Source organism: Stenotrophomonas sp. YJH_SMC_64, assembly GCF_059371375.1.
This window is the reverse complement of sequence record NZ_JCAFUN010000010.1, coordinates 85,252-103,788: the sequence shown is the minus strand read 5'-3', so window position 1 is coordinate 103,788 and position 18,537 is coordinate 85,252. Positions and strand designations below refer to the sequence as shown.

Below are 18,537 nucleotides of genomic sequence, written 5' to 3'. Positions count from 1 at the left end.
TGCCGGCCGCTGGCCGGCAAGCCCCGGATGCCCGACGATCATGAGGTTGCCGGCCAGCGGCCGACACTACCGGCAATGCGCCATCGCGTGCGCGATGTCATCAACGGAATCTACAATAGGCGGTCTTTCTTTCCCGGACCGCCCATGAAACTGCCTGCCGCCTGGCTGTGCTGCCTGTTGCTGACCTCGCCGGCCTGGGCCGCGGACACCGTGGTCACCGGCAAGGTGTATCTGGAGCGTGACGGCAAACCTGGCCGCGGTGCGACCGATCCGGGCCTGGCCGGGGTGCAGGTCTCCAACGGCGAGGCCATCGTCAAGACCGCCGCCGACGGCAGCTACAGCCTGCCGGTGCGCGACGGACAGACCGTATTCGTGATCAAGCCCGATGCGTATTCGTTCCCGAAGGCGGCCGATGGCCTGCCTTCGTTCTGGCGCCACTATCGCCCGAACGGTTCGCCGGCGCTGAAGTACGGTGGCATCGCCGCCACCAGCGATGTCACCCGCAACTGGGATTTCGCCCTGCAGTCTGATCGCCATGACAGCCGCCGTGGTTTCCAGATGCTGGTGTTCACCGACTCCCAGACCGCCAGCCTGAAGGATATCGGCTACTACCAGCAGTCGATCGTCGCGCCATTGGTGGGACAGACCAAGGCGCGCATGGGCACCACCCTGGGTGACATCGTCAACGACGACCTGACCCTGTATCCGGCGATCAACAAGGTCACCACCGGACTTGGCGTACCGTGGTTCCACGTGCCGGGCAACCACGATCTCGACTTCGATGCGGCCAGCGACGAACACTCGCTGGACAGCTGGCGCAACATCTACGGTCCGGACACCTACGCGGTGGAAGAGGGCGGCGCCAGTTTCGTGTTCCTGGACGATGTGGTGTACGACCCCAAGGCCAAGCCGAAGTACATCGGCGGCCTGCGCGAAGACCAGTTCGCCTTCCTCGCCAGCTACCTGAAGAGCCTGCACAAGGATCGCCTGCTGGTGCTGGGCATGCACATCCCGCTGTTCGACGCGGCGCCGGGACGCGAGACCTTCCGCCATGCCGACCGCCAGCGCCTGTTCGACCTGCTGAAGGACTTCCGCAACGTGCTGGTGCTCAGCGGCCACAGCCACACCCAGCAGCACGTCTACCATGGCAAGGCCGAGGGCTGGAACGGCGACAAGCCGCTGCACGAATACAACGTCGGCGCCAACTGCGGTGCGTTCTGGTCAGGCGTGAAGAATGCCGCCGGCGTGCCCGACAGCACCATGAGCGATGGCACGCCGAAGGGCTATGCGTTGCTTGACGTGGCCGGCAATGGCAGCTACAGACTGCAGTACCGCGTGGCCGGAAAACCGGCCAGCGAGCAGATCGGCCTGCATGCGCCGAAGGTGCTGCGCCAGGGGGCCTACCCGGCCTGGGGCATCTATGCCAACGTCTACATGGGTGAGGATGCCAGCGTGGTCGAGTACCGCGTTGATGGTGGCGCCTGGCAGCCGATGAAGCAGGTCAGCCAACCCGATCCGCGCCTGATGGTGGAGAACGTGGCCGACGATCTTGCAGACAGCCTGCGTGGCTACGACCGCTCGCCGGAGGCCACCGCATCGCCGCACCTGTGGCGTGGCGCGCTGCCGACCGATCTGGCCGTGGGCAGCCACAAAGTCGAGGTACGCTCCACCCAGCCCGACGGCGCGGTGTTCACCGCCAGCACCAGCTACAGCCTGCAGACTGCCCAGCCCTGACCCCGCACACCACCGCTCCAGCGAAAGGACCCCGCATGGATATCCGCTTCATGGCCGGCACCACGCCGGTGACCCTCAGCCGCCACTGGTTCACCGGCGCGATGCTGCTGCAGAGCGCTACCGAGAAGGTCTGGGTGCAGCACCCGCTGCATCCGGGCACCCACTTCTCGTTCTCGCTGGTACAGTCGTGGCTGCGCCACATCGCCGGCCACGAAGTGCTGGTCGAGCGCACCCGGCCGCTGCTGTTCGCCGGCTTCCGCCCGCAGCGGCTGCGGGTGCTGGTGGATGGCGTGCAGGTGGCCGAACAGGAAGGCATGTAGGCCAACCTGAACCATCGGCGCGCTAGGCAAAGCCGCCCCGATGCCTGAGAATCGGGGCGATTCAATCGATCCAAGCAGGCCAGCGTGACCATCGCAGCAGCGTCCCCGGTTTCCTCCGACTCCGCCCGCGGCGGTCTTCCGCGCCATCTGGTCGTCGCCGATGTCGGCGGCACCTTTGCCCGCCTTGCGCTGGCTGAAACCCAACCCGGCCAGGCGCCGCTGCTGGGCAGCCATCGCACCTATGCCTGCGCCGAGCATCCCAGCCTGGCGGCGATCCTGGCCGATTTCACCGCAGGCCTTGGCCAGCCGGTGCAGACCGCGGTGGTGGCCATTGCCGGCCTGCTCGATGGCGATGTGCTGATCAATTCCAACCTGCCATGGACGGTCTCGCTGTCGGCCACCCGCGCGCAGTCCGGGTTGGGCGAACTGCAGCTGATCAACGATTTCGAGGCGGTGGCGCTGGCCATCCCTTATCTGCAGCCGGACACGCTGGTGCCGCTGAACGGCGATGCTGATCCGGCGCAGGCATTCCCGGCGCTGGTGCTGGGTGCCGGTACCGGCCTGGGCGCCGCACTGCGCTTTGCCGACGGCGAGCGCCCGGTGCTGGCCAGCGAGATCGGCCATGCCGCGCTTGGCGCCGGCAACGCGCTGGAACTGCAGGTGCTGGGCAAGCTGCTGCAGCGTTGGGCGCACGTGGACAACGAACGCGTGCTGTCCGGCAGCGGCCTGATGAACCTGTATCCGTGCCTGTGCGAACTGCGCGGCGTCACCCCGGTGTGGACCAGCACCGAGGCACTGATCGGCGCCGCACGCAGCGGCGAGGATGCGCTGGCCGTGGAAACGCTGCAGGTGTTCTGTGCGTGGCTGGGCAGCCTGGCCGGCGACGCAGCGATCGCCGTCGGTGCGCGCTCGGTGTACCTCGCCGGAGGTATTTCCGCGCATGTGCAGGATTTCCTGGCCGATGGCCGCTTCCGTGAGCGCTTCCTCAACAAGGGCGTGCTGACCGAGGTGCTGCGCCAGGTGCCGGTATGGCGCGTGGAGCACGGCCAGTTGGGCGTGCTCGGCGCAGCGGTCTGGCACGCCGCACGGCAGCCCACGCACGACTGATCGGCAGGGTCGGCATCGGGCCGGCCGTGCATTGCAGACTGGGAGGGGAAGATGGTGGATCGCAGGCAGTTCCTGCAGGCCGGTGCACTGGCTGCAGGCATGGCGGCTTTGCCGGGCGTGCAGGCGCGCACGCAGGGTGGGGCCAAGGTGGTTTCGACCTGGGACTTCGGCGTACCGGCCAACCAGGCCGCGTGGAAGGTACTGGCGCAGGGCGGCAGCGCGCTGGATGCGGTGGAAGCAGGCGCACGCTGGGCCGAGAGCGAGCTCTGCAACCCCACCGTCGGCCATTGTGGCAACCCGGATCGCGACGGCGTGCTAAGCCTGGACGCGAGCATCATGGATGGCGATGGCCGTTGTGGCGCCGTGGCCGCGCTGGTCGACATCCTGCATCCGGTGTCGGTGGCCCGCAAAGTGATGGAGAACAGCCCACACGTGCTGCTGGTGGGCGAGGGCGCGCAGCAGTTCGCGATGCAGCAGGGTTTCGAGCGCAAGCACCTGCTGACGCCGCAGGCCGAAGCGGCCTGGCGCGAGTGGCTGAAGACGGAGAAGTATCAGCCGCAGATCAACGCCGAGCGCCGTGGTATTCCCGGCAACAGCGACAACCACGACACCATTGGCATGCTGGCGCTGGATGCCGAGGGCCACCTTGCCGGTGCCTGCACCACCAGCGGCATGGCCTGGAAGCTGCACGGCCGGGTCGGCGACAGCCCGATCATCGGTGCTGGCCTGTATGTCGACAACGAAGTGGGGGCGGCCACTGCTTCGGGCGTGGGTGAAGAGATGATCCGCAACGCCGCTTCGTTCCTGGTGGTCGAACTGATGCGCCAGGGGCGCTCGCCGGCACAGGCCTGCCGTGAAGCCATCGACCGCGTGGTGCGCAAGCGCCCCGAAGCGAGCAAGACATTGCAGGTGTGCTTCCTGGCCATGAACAAGCAGGGCGAGGTGGGCGCCTACGCGTTGCATCGCGGCTTCGTCTACGCCGTGTGCGATGGGCAGCGCCAGGATGACCTGCGCGACTCGCCGTCGATCTACACGAGCACCCAGACGTGAAAACCCGGCTCACTCTGGAAATCGCCAGCAACTCGCTGGCCTCGGCGCTGGCCGCCCAGGCCGGCGGCGCCGACCGCATCGAGCTGTTCGACAACCTGGCCGAGGGAGGCACCACGCCGTCGTTCGCCACCATCGCGCTTGCGCGCGAACGCCTGTCGATTCCGCTGTTCGTGCTGGTGCGGCCACGCCCGGGCGACTTCCACTACGACGCGCTGGAAACCGAACTGATGCTGCGTGACATCGCGCAGTGCCGCGCGCTCGGCTGCGATGGCGTGGTGATCGGTGCGCTGGATGTGCAGGGCGGTATCGACGTGGCGTTGTGCCGTGAACTGGTGCAGGCTGCCGGGCCGCTGCAGGTGACCTTCCACCGCGCCTTCGATGCCGCCCGCGATCTGCCGGCGGCACTGGAACAGGTGATCGAACTGGGTTGCCAGCGCGTGCTGACCTCGGGCGGCCAGGTCAGTGCCGAGGCCGGTGCCGATGTGCTGGCAGGCCTGGTCACCCAGGCGGCGGGACGTATCACGGTGATGGCCGGCGCCGGGCTGGGCCCGGCCAATGTCGCCGCCGTCGCACGACGCAGCGGCTGCACCGAACTGCACGCCTCGGCCAAAGGCCTGCGGCGCTCGGCCATGCAGTTCCAGAACCCGGACCTGCGTGGGCTGGACCCGGACTGGAGCCAGACCGCCACCGCGACCGTGGCCGCGCTGCGACAGGCGCTGGACGGCTGAGAGCTGCCCGGGGTCGGATCCCTTCGCAGAAGGGCTCTGACCCCACCCGACGCAATCGGGTCAGAGCCCTCTGCGAGGGGATCCGACCCCGGACGCTGGCTTGCGCCGGACAAATCCGTTCCGCGCGCGATTGTCGCGATCATGTCATTGACGTGTGCGCTGTTCTCTCAGCGATGTTTCGCAACCCTTTGATTGTTCTTGATTCCTGCGGCCGATAGCGGCATTGCACCGGGCATTGCTGCATCGCCGCATGCCCGGTGTGGTTCAGCTGTGCTTTAGTTTGGATCGATCCACAGGGGAGGGTGTCGGGACGGTCTTGAACCGATCCAGGTGCCCGGATCAGCCGTAGTGCCGCGCCACCACCCGTCCGTGCGTCCACACTTTCGAAGAGCAACCACCCATGGCTCAGATCGTCCGCAAGCGTCGTCACCTGCTGTCCCAGGCCCTGGTCCTGGCCCTGTTGCCCCTGGCTGCCAGCGCGCAGGAGGCCGCCAGTTCATCCACCAAGGATCTCGACGCGGTCACCGTCACCGGCTCGCGCATCAAGCGCGCCAGCGTCGAAGGCCCGGCGCCGGTCAACGTGATCACCGCCGCGCAGATCCAGAAGGAAGGCTTTGTCAGCGTGTACGACGCGCTGAAGACCCTCACCGAAGCGACCGGCACTGTTGAAGCTGCCTCGCAGTGGGGCTCGCACACGCCTAATGCCAGCGGCCTGAACCTGCGCGGGATGGGCCCGAACCGCTCGCTGCTGCTGGTCAACGGCCGTCGCGTGGCCGACTACCCGCTGCCCTATGGCGGTGAAACCAACTTCTCCAACTACGGCAACATTCCGGCCGCGGCGGTGGAGCGCATCGAAGTGCTGACCGGTGGCGCCTCGGCCATCTATGGCTCGGATGCGATCGCCGGCGTGGTCAACGTCATCCTGAAGACCAACTACGACGGCGACGAGGTGCGCGTGCGTGGCGGCACCTCCACCGAGGGTGGGCGCGACACCTGGGACCTGTCCTGGGCCGGCGGCAAGACCGGTGACAACTGGAGCGTGACCTACGCGTTGCAGTACACCAAGCGCGATCCGTTGTTCGGCCGTGACCGCCCGCAGATGGACGATGCCGATGATGCGCCGTACCCGTCCTGGAACATGGAACAACGCAAGGTCGGCTTCCGTCCTACCGCCGGACTGGCGTTGATCGATCCGACCACGGGCCAGCGCCTGGCGCCGCCCACCGGCACCTGCGAGAAGTTCGGCAGTGAGTACTACACCGCCGATCGACTGGTCTACAACTACGCCGCCAACACCATCACCAACACCGGCCGCCTGTGCGGCATGAGCGCCGACTACGCCAACTGGCTGCTCACCGGCGGTGCCGAGAACGTGTCCGGCAACCTGTATGCCACCTTCGATTTCAGCAACGACCTGCAGGCCTGGACCAATCTGGCGGTCTACCGTTCCGAAGCGATCTGGGGCACCAATCCGCCCGGCGTGTCGCTGATCGACGATGACAACGGCTACTACTGGGACGCCAACCGCAACCGTCCGATTCTTGGCGTGCGCCAGTTCACCCCGAATGAGGTTGGCGGGCTGGATACGTTGCGCAACACCAACCGCGAACTGTCCTGGGACTGGAGCGCCGGCCTGCGTGGCCGCCTCGCCGACCGCTTCGACTGGAGCGCCACGGTGGGGCGCTCGTACTACCGCGTGGAAGAACGGCAGAACGTGGTCGACAAGCAGAAGTCGTACGACTACTTCCTCGGCCCGAAGCTGGGCACCACGGCCGATGGCGAGGCGATCTACGCCTTGAACGAATCGCGCTGGTGGAATCCGCTGACGCCGGACCAGTACTGGCAGATGGGTACGGTGGCGAAGAACCGTGCGGCGTCCTGGGTCAACCAGGCCTCGGCGGATATCACCGGCGAACTGTTCCAGGGCTGGGCCGGCCCGATCTCGTTCGCCGCGGTGGCTGAAGTCGCGCAGCAGGGTTATCACCTCAGCCCCGACCCACGCGCAGGCATCGACTTCGACCTGCAGAACGTCGATCGCGGTGGCGGCGAGCGCACCCGCTATTCGGCCGGCGTCGAGTTCAAGATTCCGCTGCTGGACAGCGTGACCGCCACTGCGGCCGCGCGCTATGACCGCTATGGCAACTACAAGGCCGACGACAGCAGCGAAGCACTGAACATCGGCAGCCAGAAGGAAACCACCTGGAACGTCGGCCTGGAATGGCGCCCGGTTGAATCGTTGCTGGTGCGTGGCTCCTATGCCACCAGCTTCCATGCGCCGGACATGCATTACCTGCTGGGCCAGCCGAGCAGCTCCGAAGTGCAGACCTATGACCGTCTGCGCTGCATCCAGAGTGGCGCGTACCTGGTCAACAACTGCGGCGTGGGCAACACCGATGTCTGGTACACCTTCGACGTGAACCGGCGTGGCACGCCGCTGCTGCGCTCGGAAACCGGTGATTCGTGGACGGTCGGTTTCGTCTGGGACGTGATGCCGAACCTGTCGGTCAGTGCCGACTACTGGGCGATCAAGCTGGAAGACATGATCGTCGACGTCGGCGCCGATGAGGTGCTGGCCAGCGAGGCCGGCTGCCTGACCGGCAAGAACATCGATGGCACGCCATGGGCCAATCCGGCCGGTGGCGAATACTGCGCCGGCATCCTGGCCCGCGTGAACCGTGACAGCAGCGGCCGCCTGGTGTCGATCGAGCGCGGCCCGTTCAACCTGGCCAGCCGCGAAGTGCGTGGTGTCGACCTGACCGCACGCTATCGCCTGGAAACCGCGCAGTGGGGCAGCTTCCAGCTGGGCCTGAACTACACCAACCAGATCTCGACCAAGGAACAGCGCTACGCCAACGATCCGAATCCGGAACGCCGCGACCGCGACCTGCGCAGCAAGCTGCGCGCGAGCCTGGCCTGGCAGCGCGGCAACTGGAATGCCAATGTCTATGCCGACCGCGTGGGCTCGGTGCCGGGCGTGCGCTACCACTGGGGCACCGACCGCCTGGACAACCCCGGCGGCTGCCTGCCGTTCGCCGACGGCTACGTGCCCAGCGACAGCCCGTCGCTGAACTGCCTGGAGCCGGCGACACGTCCGGACGGCTCGCCGAACCCGAACCCCAATGCCGGGCAGCAGACGGCGCGCTACTACGGTCGAGTGGGGCCGTTCATCACCTGGAACTTCAACGTGGGCTACCAGGTGACCGAACACGCGAAGGTAAACGTGTACGTCAACAACGCCTTCAACGCCGCCAGCTGGAACCACAAGGACCCGTACAAGCTGGATTACGACTTCGCCCCGACCCGCCTGCTGGGGGCGGTCGGCCGCGAGTTCGCGTTGGAGTACGTGTTCACCTTCTGAGCAGACCCACAGGGGGCGCCGGGCCTGATCCGCCTGGCGCCTCCGTCCGCTCAGCAGTTCCACGCCATGCGTGGATGAACCCCATCATGAACCCCCGGGGTGGCTGGATTTGACCTTCCCACGATGGCAAGGTTTAGCCTGTCCGCATCCAGAAGGAACCCCGGGAATCCGATCATGAGCATGCCCCGCGCCACTGCAGCCCCCGCAAGCCCTGCCACCATCAGCCTGCCCATCGAGGGAATGACCTGCGCCAGCTGTGTCGGCCGGGTCGAGGCGGCGCTGTCCAGGGTCGAAGGCGTGGGCAGTGTTTCGGTCAATCTGGCCACCGAGCGCGCGGATATCCGCCCGTCCGGTCCGGTCGATCGTGCCGCGTTGATCCAGGCGGTGGAGCGGGTGGGCTACGACGTGTCCCCCGCCACCGTTGAACTGGCCGTGGAAGGCATGACCTGCGCCTCCTGCGTGGGCCGCGTGGAGCGCGCGCTGCTGGCGTTGCCAGGCGTGAGCCAGGCCAGCGTGAACCTGGCCACGGAGCGTGCGACCGTGCGCGGCGTGGCTGATACGGCCGCCTTGGTTGCGGCCATCGACAAGGTCGGCTACGCCGCCCGCCCGATCGAGGCCGGTGTGCAGTCCGATGATGAAGCCGCTGAAAAGAAGGATGCCGAGCGCGCCGAACTGAAGCGCGACCTGATCGTGGCGACCGCGCTGGCGCTGCCGGTGTTCGTGCTGGAGATGGGCTCGCACCTGATTCCCGGCATGCACGAATGGGTGATGGCCACCATCGGCATGCAGGCCAGCTGGTACCTGCAGTTCGTACTGACCCTCCTGGTGCTGGCCATTCCCGGCCGCCGTTTCTACCAGAAGGGGTTCCCGGCACTGCTGCGGCTGGCGCCGGACATGAATTCACTGGTGGCGGTGGGCACCGCCGCGGCGTTTGGCTACTCGGTGGTGGCGACCTTTGCACCGCGGCTGCTGCCGCCGGGCACGGTGAACGTCTACTACGAAGCGGCAGCAGTCATCGTCGCGCTGATCCTGCTCGGCCGCTTCCTCGAGGCCCGCGCCAAGGGCCGTACCTCCGAAGCGATCAAGCGTCTGGTCAACCTGCAGGCCAAGGTCGCCCATGTGATCCGTGACGGCCGCACCGTCGACATCCCGGTCAATGAAGTGCAGAGCGGCGACATGGTGGAAGTGCGGCCGGGCGAGCGCGTGCCGGTCGATGGCGAGGTGGTTGAAGGCCGCAGCTACATCGACGAATCGATGATCAGCGGCGAGCCGATCCCGGTCGAGAAGCAGTCGGGCAGCAGCGTGGTGGGCGGTACGGTCAACCAGAAGGGCGCACTGACGGTACGTGCCACGGCGGTGGGCGCGCAGACCATGCTGGCGCAGATCATCCGCATGGTCGAACAGGCGCAGGGCTCGAAGCTGCCGATCCAGGCGGTGGTCGACAAGGTCACGCTGTGGTTCGTGCCGGCGGTGATGCTGGCCGCGCTGGCGACCTTCGCAGTCTGGCTGATCTTCGGCCCGTCGCCAGCCCTGAGCTTCGCGCTGGTCAACGCGGTAGCGGTGCTGATCATTGCCTGCCCGTGCGCGATGGGGCTGGCCACGCCGACCTCGATCATGGTCGGGACCGGCCGCGGCGCCGAAATGGGCGTGCTGTTCCGCAAGGGCGAAGCACTGCAGCTGCTGAAGGACGCGAAGGTGGTGGCGGTGGACAAGACCGGCACGCTGACCGAAGGCCGCCCGCGCCTGACCGACTTCGAGATCACGGACGGTTTCAATCGCAGCACCGTGCTGGCGGCGGTTGCCGCAGTGGAGTCGCGCTCTGAGCATCCGATTGCCCGCGCCATCGTCGATGCAGCCACCGAGCAGGGCATCGCGCTGCCGTCGATGGTCGATTTCGAATCGGTCACCGGCATGGGCGTGCGTGCCAACGTTGATGGCGCGCGGGTGGAGGTCGGTGCCGATCGCTTCATGCGCGACCTGGGCGTGGACATCACTTTGTTTGCGACGCTGGCGGCAGAACTGGGCACCCAGGGCAAGTCGCCGCTGTATGCCGCCATCGACGGCCGCCTGGCCGCAATCATCGCGGTATCCGATCCGATCAAGCCGAGCACGCCGGCCGCAATCGCGGCACTGCATCAGCTTGGCCTTAAGGTGGCGATGATCACCGGTGACAATGCTGGTACCGCGCAGGCAATCGCGCGCCAGCTCGGCATCGACGAAGTGGTGGCCGAGGTGCTGCCGGAAGGCAAGGTCAAGGCGGTGCGCCGCTTGAAGGCCACGCATGGCCATGTCGCCTTCGTCGGCGACGGCATCAACGATGCGCCGGCACTGGCTGAAGCCGATGTCGGCCTGGCCATCGGGACCGGCACGGATATCGCAGTGGAATCGGCCGATGTGGTGCTGATGTCGGGCAACCTGCAGGGCGTGCCGAATGCCATCGCGCTGTCGAAGGCGACGCTGGGCAACATCCGGCAGAACCTGTTCTGGGCCTTCGCCTACAACACCGCGTTGATTCCGGTGGCCGCCGGCGTGCTGTACCCGGTCTGGGGCGTGCTGCTGTCACCGGTGTTCGCGGCCGGTGCAATGGCACTGTCCAGCGTGTTCGTACTGGGCAACGCGCTGCGCCTGCGCCGTTTCCAGCCACCGATGGCGGATGCCGCCGCAGCGACCCATTGAAGGAGATCCGTATGAACATCGGTGAAGCTGCCAAGGCCTCCAGCGTGTCGGCGAAGATGATCCGCTACTACGAACAGATCGGTCTGATTCCCGCCGCTGATAGAACCGAGTCGGGCTACCGGGCGTATTCGCAGGCGGACATCCACCGTCTGCGCTTCATTCGCCGCGCGCGCGATCTCGGCTTCCAGGTGGCCGAGATCACTGATCTTCTGGGCCTCTGGAATGACACCTCGCGGCACAGCGCCGACGTGAAGCACCTGGCCGAACAGCACATTGCCGATCTGGAACAGCGCATCGAGCACATGCGGCAGATGGCCGACACGCTGAAATCGCTGATCAGTTGTTGTGCGGGCGACGAGCGGCCGGAGTGCCCGATCCTGCAGCGGCTGGGTGAGGATGATCAGACGCCGGTGCCGGTCGATACCGCGAAGACCGGTGCGGTGCGGCGGCGTACGCACAAGCATTGACTCGATATCGCATGCATGAAAAAGCCCGCCGGGTGCAGCAGCACCGGGCGGGCTTTTCTGTGTGAGACGGGGGCAGGGGATCAGGCAGTACGTGGCGGGAAGCCGGCGTCGTTCACTGCGGCGAAGACGTCTTCCTGCGATGCGGTGGTCTGCACCTTGACCAGGCCGGTCGGCGGGTCGGCGACCACGCTGGCGTTGGGATCGATCTGCTGGATCGCACGGGTCACGCTGCGCGCGCAGCCGCCGCAGGTCATGCCATCGACATGGAATTCCATCTGTAGCTCCTTCGGTGCTCTTGGGGTGGAGTCAGTGTGCACCTTCCAACGATGGCAGGGTCAAGCGCCGGGCTGAACGAAAGGCAAGCGCCGACAAGAAAAAACGGCAGCCACCTGTACCAGCGCGGCTGCCGTGGAGGAACGTCCCCGCCAGGGCGGGGCGTGGGTTGCACCGGGGCACGCCCGGGCAACCCGGTGTTGCCTTAGAACTTCCAGGTAGCGCCGAAGTACAGCTGGCGGCCTGCATAGGTATTGGAGACCAGGCGTGCCTTGGTGTCGCTTCCCAGGTGCACGCGCTGCTCGGACTTGGTGGCATTGATCACCGAGGCGGTCAGGGTCCAGTCCGGAGTCAGGTTGTAGGCCACGTTCAGGTCCAGCTGGTCATACGGCTCGGTGTAGACGGTGAGGCCATTGTTGAGCCCACCGACCACCTGGCCGCGACGGTTGAACGAGGCGCGCGCGAGGAACTTCTCGTTCTCGTAGAAGACCGTCACGTTGGCCTGGTTCTTGGCGCTGCCGACCAGCGGCGAGGAGCCGATTTCCTGCCCGTCCAGAACAATGGAAGCCAGGTTGGTGTCGTTGTAGGTGTAGTTGGCCTGCACGCCGAAGCCGAAATCGAAGGTGTACTGGCCATACAGCTCGACGCCCTGCGACACACCATCGCGGCCATTGGCCTGGGTCTCGTAGCGCTGCACGTTCACCGCTTCACCGTTGATGACCATGGGCGTGTCGCGCACCACCGGCAGGGTGAAGTTGTCCACGTTCTTGCGGAACAGGCTGACGCCGGCGACCGCGCCCGGCTGGAAGTACCACTCCAGGCCCAGGTCGAACTGGGTGGCCTTGAACGGCTCCAGCTGCTTGTTGCTGCCCTGGCCGACCCAGCCTGCGGTCGATGCGCCACCGGCAACGCGGCGATCATTGACGTACTCCTCGCTGTAGTAGCTCAGTGCGCCCGGTGCTGCGATGTCGGTGTAGCCAGGGCGGGCGATCACCTTCGATGCGGCACCACGCAGCACCAGCGTGTCGGTGATGTCCCATGCAATGTTGAAACTCGGCAGCACGTCGGTGTAGGTGCGGTCCACGCCGATCAGGCTGTAGGTCTTGCTCTGCGCCAGGTCATGCGGCAGGCGCACGAAGCCGCTCTCGCAGCTGTAGGTCGGGTAGGCCGCAGCGGCGGGATCGGTGCACGCCATCGGCGCGCCGGACGCGTTGTCCAGGAAGTAGTCGTTGAACTTCTCGATCGAGTCGGAAGACTGCGCGAACTGCTTGGTGCGCACCACACGCACGCCGACATTGCCGCGCAGGCGCTCGGTGCGGAAGTTGGCCTGGAAGTAGCCGGAGTAGATCTTCTCGTTGACGTTGTAGACGAAGTCTTCCTCGGTACGGTTGTGCGAACCACCGTAGGTCTTGTTCAGATAGTCGATGTACGCCGGGTAGTTGATGCCCGGGAACACGTTGGCATTGAAGCCACCGGCAATGTTGCTGATCGGGTTCGACAGGAAGAAGCCGGGCTGCGCATCGCCGGCAGTCGGATCGCAGCCACTCTGGTAGCGGCTGTTGTCATAGTCGGCCGGGTCACGGCCCGGGCATACCCAGTAGGTGTTGCCGGTGTTGCGGTGGACCTTGCCATCACGGTACTTGGCACCGAACTGGATCGAATCCAGCCAACCGGACTCGAACAGCTTGGTCACGTCGGCCTGGAAGTAGTTCTGCTTGACCTCGGTGCGCTTCCACGACGAATCGGTCGAGCCGGTGTCGACTTCGGCGATGCCGTTCATCAACTGCTGCTGCAGGTCGGGCGAGAAGGTGGCAGACGGCGTGCCGGTCAGGTCCCATGCGCTGTACTGGTTACCGGACAGGTAGTCGTTGCCGACCTTGCGGCGCGGCTTGGCCGACATGCGGAAGTTCATCGACGGACCACCTTCAGACCAGGTGCGGCCACCGGTGAACGAGGCCTTCCACAGCGGGCTGATGTCCCAGTCGATGGTCAGGTCGGCGGTCTGCGACAGCGCCTTTTCCTTGCTGTAGCCACCGGTCAGCTGCGGTGTCGGAATCGTGCAGTCGTCCGGGCCCCAGCCGCCGGGCTTGAGGCCGGCGGCCTTGGCCTGGTCTTCGCTGCAGTAGTAGGTCTTTCCGGCCAGCTTTTCGAACTGGGCACCGGTGACGGTGTTGCCGCTGGGGTCGAAATCCAGGCCGTTGAGCAGGCGGCCGCCGGCCCAGTTTCCATCGCCGTTGAAGCGGGCCATGCTCCATTCCGGAATCTTCAGCATGTTCTGGGTGTAGTCACCCTGCAGCTCGAAGCGGAAGTAGTTGGCGGTCATCGTGACGTTGTCGACCGGCTTGAACTGGAAGGTCAGCTGGCCGCCCTTGCGCTCGCGCTTTTCTTCCTTCACGGCGAAGTTGACCGAGGTCGGCATGAAGAAGTCGCTGTAGTTGCCGCCGGTCTGGTTGTTGAAGCCGGACTTGCCCCACCAGTAGTGGATGCCGTCCTGCTGCTGCACGTTGCCATAGGCGTCGCGTGCCTTGCCGGCGCCGTACCACTGGTAGTCCTCGGTGCTGGCTTCCATGGTACGGGTCGTGCGCTTCTGCTGCGTCACGCCGACCAGCACGCCGAAACGCTCATCCTTGCTGTGCCAGGAATACAGGGCCGAGGCCTGCGGGTCGATATCGTGGTGGGTATCGGAGGAGGTGCCCTCAAGCGTGACGAAGCCCGAGTTGGACTCCATGTCCAGCGGACGGCGGGTGTGCAGGATGACCGTACCGCCGATGCCGCCTTCGTCGATGCGTGCTTCCGGCGACTTGAACAGCTCGGCGCTGGACAGCATGTTCGACGGCAGCAGGGTGTAGTTGAACGAGCGGGTGGCTTCGTCGTTGGTTTCCGACGTGGCCACGTAGTTGCCATTCAACTGGGTCAGGGTCAGGTCCGGCGCAAGGCCGCGCACGCTGACACTCTTGCCTTCACCACCGCTGCGGGTGATGACCACGCCGGGCACGCGCTGCAGTGCGTCGGCCACGTTCTTGTCGGGGAACTTGCCGACGTCCTCGGCGGTGATCACTTCGACAACGGCGTTGGCGTCGCGCTTCTGCTCAAGGCTCTTTTCGATGGCGTAGCGGTAGCCGGTGACCTGGACGCTGTCCAGGTTGGTGGCTTCCTGCGAGGCGCTGGTGGTTGCCTGCTGCGCGGCGGCGCCGGCCGGAACGACGGCGGCGGCCAAGGCCAGCGCGACGGCCAGCGACAATGCGTCCTGGCCATGCGTACGTGTTGAATGCTTCATTCCCATCTCTCCCTCTCTCCTGGATTGATCCGGTGACGTGGCACGGACAACTTGAATCGATCTAATTTGAAGTGACATTGTCGCTATCGCCATGCAGTGGCAGTTGCACCGTACGCGTGGCCTGGTACGTCCTGTTGCCGCTCCCCCAACTCCCGGCCATCGCAATGTCGTCTTGGATCGATCTAAGCGATGGGCGGGCGTTTTTTAGCATGGGTCGCCCGTGGGCGCATGCTGCTCCGCAATATGGTACTGGCGTGGCGAAGGGATGACGGTTTGCTGAAAACAGTGAAATCGTTTTCGTGCGCAGGGGAGGGTGGGTCGGCAGGGCTGCGCCCTGCACCTGCTCGACGCCAAGGCCAAAGCCAAAGCCAGAACGGCTCCGGTTTTCTGTGGGTTGGGCGGGGCGGTGTCGGATTGCGGGGACGCCGTAAACCCGTCCATGGGGGCTTGGCCGCGGCATCCATGCCGCGGACACCCCGCAATCCGACACCGCCCCGCCTTCGACAGTTTCCCGGTGACGGTTGGATTGATCCTGGAACGACATGGGGTCCTGGGGCCAGATCCGTTTTCCTTTGGAAAACGGATCTGACCCCAATCGATTTCGATATCCGACAGAGATTCATCCACGCATGGCATGGATCCACAGATCGCGGAAATCTGTCGAAGGCGGGGTGGGTCCGGTTGCGGGGGTGTCCGCGGCATGGATGCCGCGGCCAAGCCCCCAGGGACGGGTTTACGGCGTCCCCCGCAACCGGACCCACCCCGACTCCCCGCAGGAAACCAGCTTCTGCTGTTGCTGTTGCTGTTGCTCCAGCTTGTAGCAGGTGCAGGGCGCAGCCCTGCCGAACACCCCCTCTCATGCTGCGCCGCAGAATGCATTCGGCTGAATCCGCATGCTCTACTTGAATCGATCTAAATCCACGGTCTGGTGGGTCGGGCGTCATTCCAGGGGGAGCTCTCTGCGGGTCAGGGCAGGGCTCAGCGGAACGGTGCCGGACGGCCCCGGCCGTCTGCCTCCGCGTCATTGACTACAGGAACCCGACATGCGTCCAGTGCCGTCCGCTCCCGCCGTCCCATTGTCCTCCCGCCCGCTGGCGCGCCTGGCCTGTCTGCTGGCGCTTTCGGCCATGCCGATGCTGCTGCAGGCCGCACCGGCGGCGCTGGAGCGCGAGGTCAACACCTTCATCGGCAGCAAGGACGACGGCAATACCTTCCCCGGCGCATCGGCACCGTTCGGCCTGATCCAGGTCAGCCCGATCGGCAGCCACTATTCGGGCTGGCGCTACGACGACGAGAAGATCCGCGGTTTCGGCCACTCCTTCATCTCCGGCGCCGGTTGCTGGGAGCAGGGCGGGCAGGTGTCGATCCTGCCGGTCACCGGCAGCATCGGTCCGGGCGGCGATTTCGATACTGCTGATGCCAAGAACTTCAACCACAAGACCTATGCCGCTTCGTACACGCATGACGGCGAGATCGGCCAGGCCGGCTATTACAAGGTGCGCCTGACCAGCTACGGCGGCATCGATGCCGAGGCCACCGCGCGTACACGTGCCGCGGCCGAGCGCTACACCTTCAGCCAGCGCCAGGGCGAGGGCCACGTGCTGGTCAATGTTGGCCAGGCCAATGAGCGCCATTCGGTGATCGGCAGCGTGGTCGATGTGGTCGGCGACCGCGTGGTCGAGGGCAAGCTGGTCACCAAGAGTTTCTGCGGCGGCCATCAGTACACCACCTGGTTCCGCATCGAGTTCGACCGCCCGTTCAAGGCGCATGGCACCTGGGGCGAGGGCGGCGGCCTGCCGGGTGCGCGCCACAGCATGGAAGGCGAACAGAAGCCGAATGGTGCCTGGCTCAGCTTCGACCTCGCCAAGGGCCAGTCGGTAACGGCGATCAGCGCGATATCGCATGTGGATGCCGAAGGCGCGCGTACCAACCTGCGCGCGGAAGGCATGCAGGGCGGCGCGCTGCTCGGTTTCGACCGGATGCGGGCGCTGTCCCAGCAGTCGTGGCGCGAGCAGCTGGGCCGGGTGCGCGTGCAGGGCGGCACCGCCGACGACCGCGCTGTGTTCTACAGCGCGGTCTACCACGCGCTGCTGCAGCCGATGACCGGCAACGACGCCGACGGCCGCTACCGCGGCTATGACGATGGCATCCACCGTGCCGATGGCTGGACCTACTACGAGTACTTCTCGCTGTGGGATACCTACCGCGCGCAGAACCAGTGGCTGGCACTGACCCGCCCGGACGTGGCGCGCGACATCGGCCGTACCCTGCTGGCGATCGACGAGCAGGGCGGCTGGCTGCCGCGCTGGGGCTATGCCAACTTCGAGACAAACATCATGACCGGCGATCCGGTCACCCCGTTCATGGTCGACCTGTGGCGCTTCGGTGCGCTCAAGGGCCGTGAATCGCAGGCCTGGGATGCGCTGCGCCGCAATGCCTTCGGCACGCCGCCGCTGAACTCACGCATGGCCGGCCGTTCCGGCAACCCGACGTACCTGGACAAGGGCTATGTGGTCTACGACCGCGCGTTCCCGTCCAAGGGCATGGACGTCGATCCGCACCACGGCGGTTCGGCAACGCTGGAATACGCACTGGCCGACTGTGCGCTTTCGCAGATGGCCGATGGCCTCGGCCATGCGCAGGACGCGGCGACGCTGCGTGAGCGCGGCCGCAACTGGCGCAAGGTGTGGGACCCGCAGGTGCGCGACGCCGAGACAGGCTTCACCGGTTTCCCGCGCCCGCGCACCGAGGATGGCCAGTGGTACACCCCGGCCGATGGCCACTACAGCCCGCGTTCGCACCACGGTTTCCATGAAGGCACGGCGTGGCAGTACCAGTGGCTGGCGCAGCAGGACGTGCCGGGGCTGGTCGAAGCGATGCAGGGCCGCGAACAGGCCGGCCGCCGCCTCGACGCGTTCTTCGCCATGGACGCGCTGCAGGCCGATCCGCTCAATGCCGCCCGCAAGGAGTGGGTGGTCGGGCCGTACAGCTACTACAACCAGTTCCGCTACAACCCGAACAACGAGCCTGACCTGCACTCGCCGTGGCTGTACACGCTGATCGGCCAGCCGTGGAAGACCGCGGCCGTGGTGCGTGCCGCGCAGCAGCTGTTCACCAATGCGCCCAATGGCGTGACCGGCAACGACGACCTCGGCACGATGTCGGCCTGGTATCTCTTCAGCGCCATCGGCGTGTATCCGGCGGTGCCGGGCAGCGGCCAGTTCCTGCTGCACACCCCGCGCTTCAGCAAGGTGGAACTGGACATGGGCAATGGCCGGACGCTGCGCATCGACGCGCCGGGTGCCGATGGCCGCCGCCTGCAGTACGTTCAGGGCGTGCAGGTCGATGGCCAGGCGCATGCGCCGGTCTGGCTGGACTGGAACCAGCTGCAGCAGGGCCCGCGCCTGCAGTTCGCGCTTGACGCGAAGGCGCCGGAGCAGGGCTGGGGTACGGCGGTGAAGGACCTGCCGGTGTCCTGGTGCGCGGCACCGGGCAGCCAGCTGCGCTGAGCCGGACTGTGCCGTTCGCGGTGACCCAGCGAACGGCA

11 protein-coding genes are annotated in these 18,537 nt (G+C 66.2%); 9 read left to right on the top strand and 2 right to left on the bottom strand.

Translation table 11 applies throughout. The features are described 5' to 3' along the window. Positions 1-144 precede the first annotated feature (144 nt). The 8 genes from AC5P9L_RS12340 to cueR all read left to right on the top strand — a co-directional run bounded on the left by AC5P9L_RS12340 (position 145) and on the right by cueR (position 11,440). A complete protein-coding gene (locus AC5P9L_RS12340) occupies positions 145-1,734 on the top strand; it encodes a calcineurin-like phosphoesterase C-terminal domain-containing protein (RefSeq protein ID WP_062605920.1) in 1,590 nt (529 codons plus the stop codon). A 35-nt stretch (positions 1,735-1,769) separates the two neighbouring features. Next, a complete protein-coding gene (locus AC5P9L_RS12335; protein WP_005409434.1) occupies positions 1,770-2,054 on the top strand; it encodes a hypothetical protein in 285 nt (94 codons plus the stop codon). An 84-nt stretch (positions 2,055-2,138) separates the two neighbouring features. Further along, on the top strand, positions 2,139-3,161 hold the full coding sequence (locus tag AC5P9L_RS12330; RefSeq protein WP_005413172.1) for a glucokinase: 1,023 nt from the start codon (positions 2,139-2,141) through the stop codon (positions 3,159-3,161). A gap of 51 nt (positions 3,162-3,212) precedes the next feature. Beyond that, positions 3,213-4,211 (top strand): glycosylasparaginase, encoded by a 999-nt coding sequence (locus AC5P9L_RS12325; RefSeq protein WP_043035082.1) that lies wholly within the window; start codon positions 3,213-3,215, stop codon positions 4,209-4,211. Continuing rightward, complete coding sequence (locus AC5P9L_RS12320) at positions 4,208-4,939, top strand: copper homeostasis protein CutC (protein WP_024956874.1); 732 nt, start codon at positions 4,208-4,210, stop codon at positions 4,937-4,939. The genes AC5P9L_RS12325 and AC5P9L_RS12320 overlap by 4 nt, the downstream gene beginning before the upstream one ends. 400 nt (positions 4,940-5,339) lie before the next feature. Next, a complete protein-coding gene (locus AC5P9L_RS12315; protein ID WP_164225670.1) occupies positions 5,340-8,297 on the top strand; it encodes a TonB-dependent receptor plug domain-containing protein in 2,958 nt (985 codons plus the stop codon). Between the two features lie 174 nt (positions 8,298-8,471). Then, entirely contained in the window at positions 8,472-10,973 is a 2,502-nt protein-coding gene (locus AC5P9L_RS12310) for a heavy metal translocating P-type ATPase (protein ID WP_279915489.1), read from the top strand. A gap of 11 nt (positions 10,974-10,984) precedes the next feature. Next, on the top strand, positions 10,985-11,440 hold the full coding sequence (gene cueR, locus AC5P9L_RS12305; protein ID WP_005409440.1) for a Cu(I)-responsive transcriptional regulator: 456 nt from the start codon (positions 10,985-10,987) through the stop codon (positions 11,438-11,440). A gap of 80 nt (positions 11,441-11,520) precedes the next feature. On the opposite strand, the gene AC5P9L_RS12300 is transcribed toward cueR, so the two are convergent. Continuing rightward, positions 11,521-11,715, bottom strand: coding sequence for a heavy-metal-associated domain-containing protein (locus AC5P9L_RS12300; protein WP_005409441.1), 195 nt, complete (start codon positions 11,713-11,715; stop codon positions 11,521-11,523). Between the two features lie 203 nt (positions 11,716-11,918). Next, positions 11,919-14,996, bottom strand: a complete 3,078-nt coding sequence (locus AC5P9L_RS12295; protein ID WP_279915490.1) for a TonB-dependent receptor — start codon at positions 14,994-14,996, stop codon at positions 11,919-11,921. A gap of 1,037 nt (positions 14,997-16,033) precedes the next feature. On the opposite strand from AC5P9L_RS12295, the gene AC5P9L_RS12290 reads away from it, so the two are divergent. Then, complete coding sequence (locus AC5P9L_RS12290) at positions 16,034-18,499, top strand: GH92 family glycosyl hydrolase (protein WP_049459806.1); 2,466 nt, start codon at positions 16,034-16,036, stop codon at positions 18,497-18,499. Positions 18,500-18,537: the final 38 nt, after the last annotated feature.

Bases quoted from the DNA above. Each gene is read 5' to 3' on its own strand.
- AC5P9L_RS12340 (WP_062605920.1), top strand. From the start codon at position 145: ATGAAACTGCCTGCCGCCTGGCTGTGCTGCCTGTTGCTGACCTCGCCG.
- AC5P9L_RS12335 (WP_005409434.1), top strand. From the start codon at position 1,770: ATGGATATCCGCTTCATGGCCGGCACCACGCCGGTGACCCTCAGCCGC.
- AC5P9L_RS12325 (WP_043035082.1), top strand. From the start codon at position 3,213: ATGGTGGATCGCAGGCAGTTCCTGCAGGCCGGTGCACTGGCTGCAGGC.
- AC5P9L_RS12315 (WP_164225670.1), top strand. From the start codon at position 5,340: ATGGCTCAGATCGTCCGCAAGCGTCGTCACCTGCTGTCCCAGGCCCTG.
- AC5P9L_RS12310 (WP_279915489.1), top strand. From the start codon at position 8,472: ATGAGCATGCCCCGCGCCACTGCAGCCCCCGCAAGCCCTGCCACCATC.
- cueR (WP_005409440.1), top strand. From the start codon at position 10,985: ATGAACATCGGTGAAGCTGCCAAGGCCTCCAGCGTGTCGGCGAAGATG.
- AC5P9L_RS12300 (WP_005409441.1), bottom strand. From the start codon at position 11,715: ATGGAATTCCATGTCGATGGCATGACCTGCGGCGGCTGCGCGCGCAGC.
- AC5P9L_RS12295 (WP_279915490.1), bottom strand. From the start codon at position 14,996: ATGGGAATGAAGCATTCAACACGTACGCATGGCCAGGACGCATTGTCG.
- AC5P9L_RS12290 (WP_049459806.1), top strand. From the start codon at position 16,034: ATGCGTCCAGTGCCGTCCGCTCCCGCCGTCCCATTGTCCTCCCGCCCG.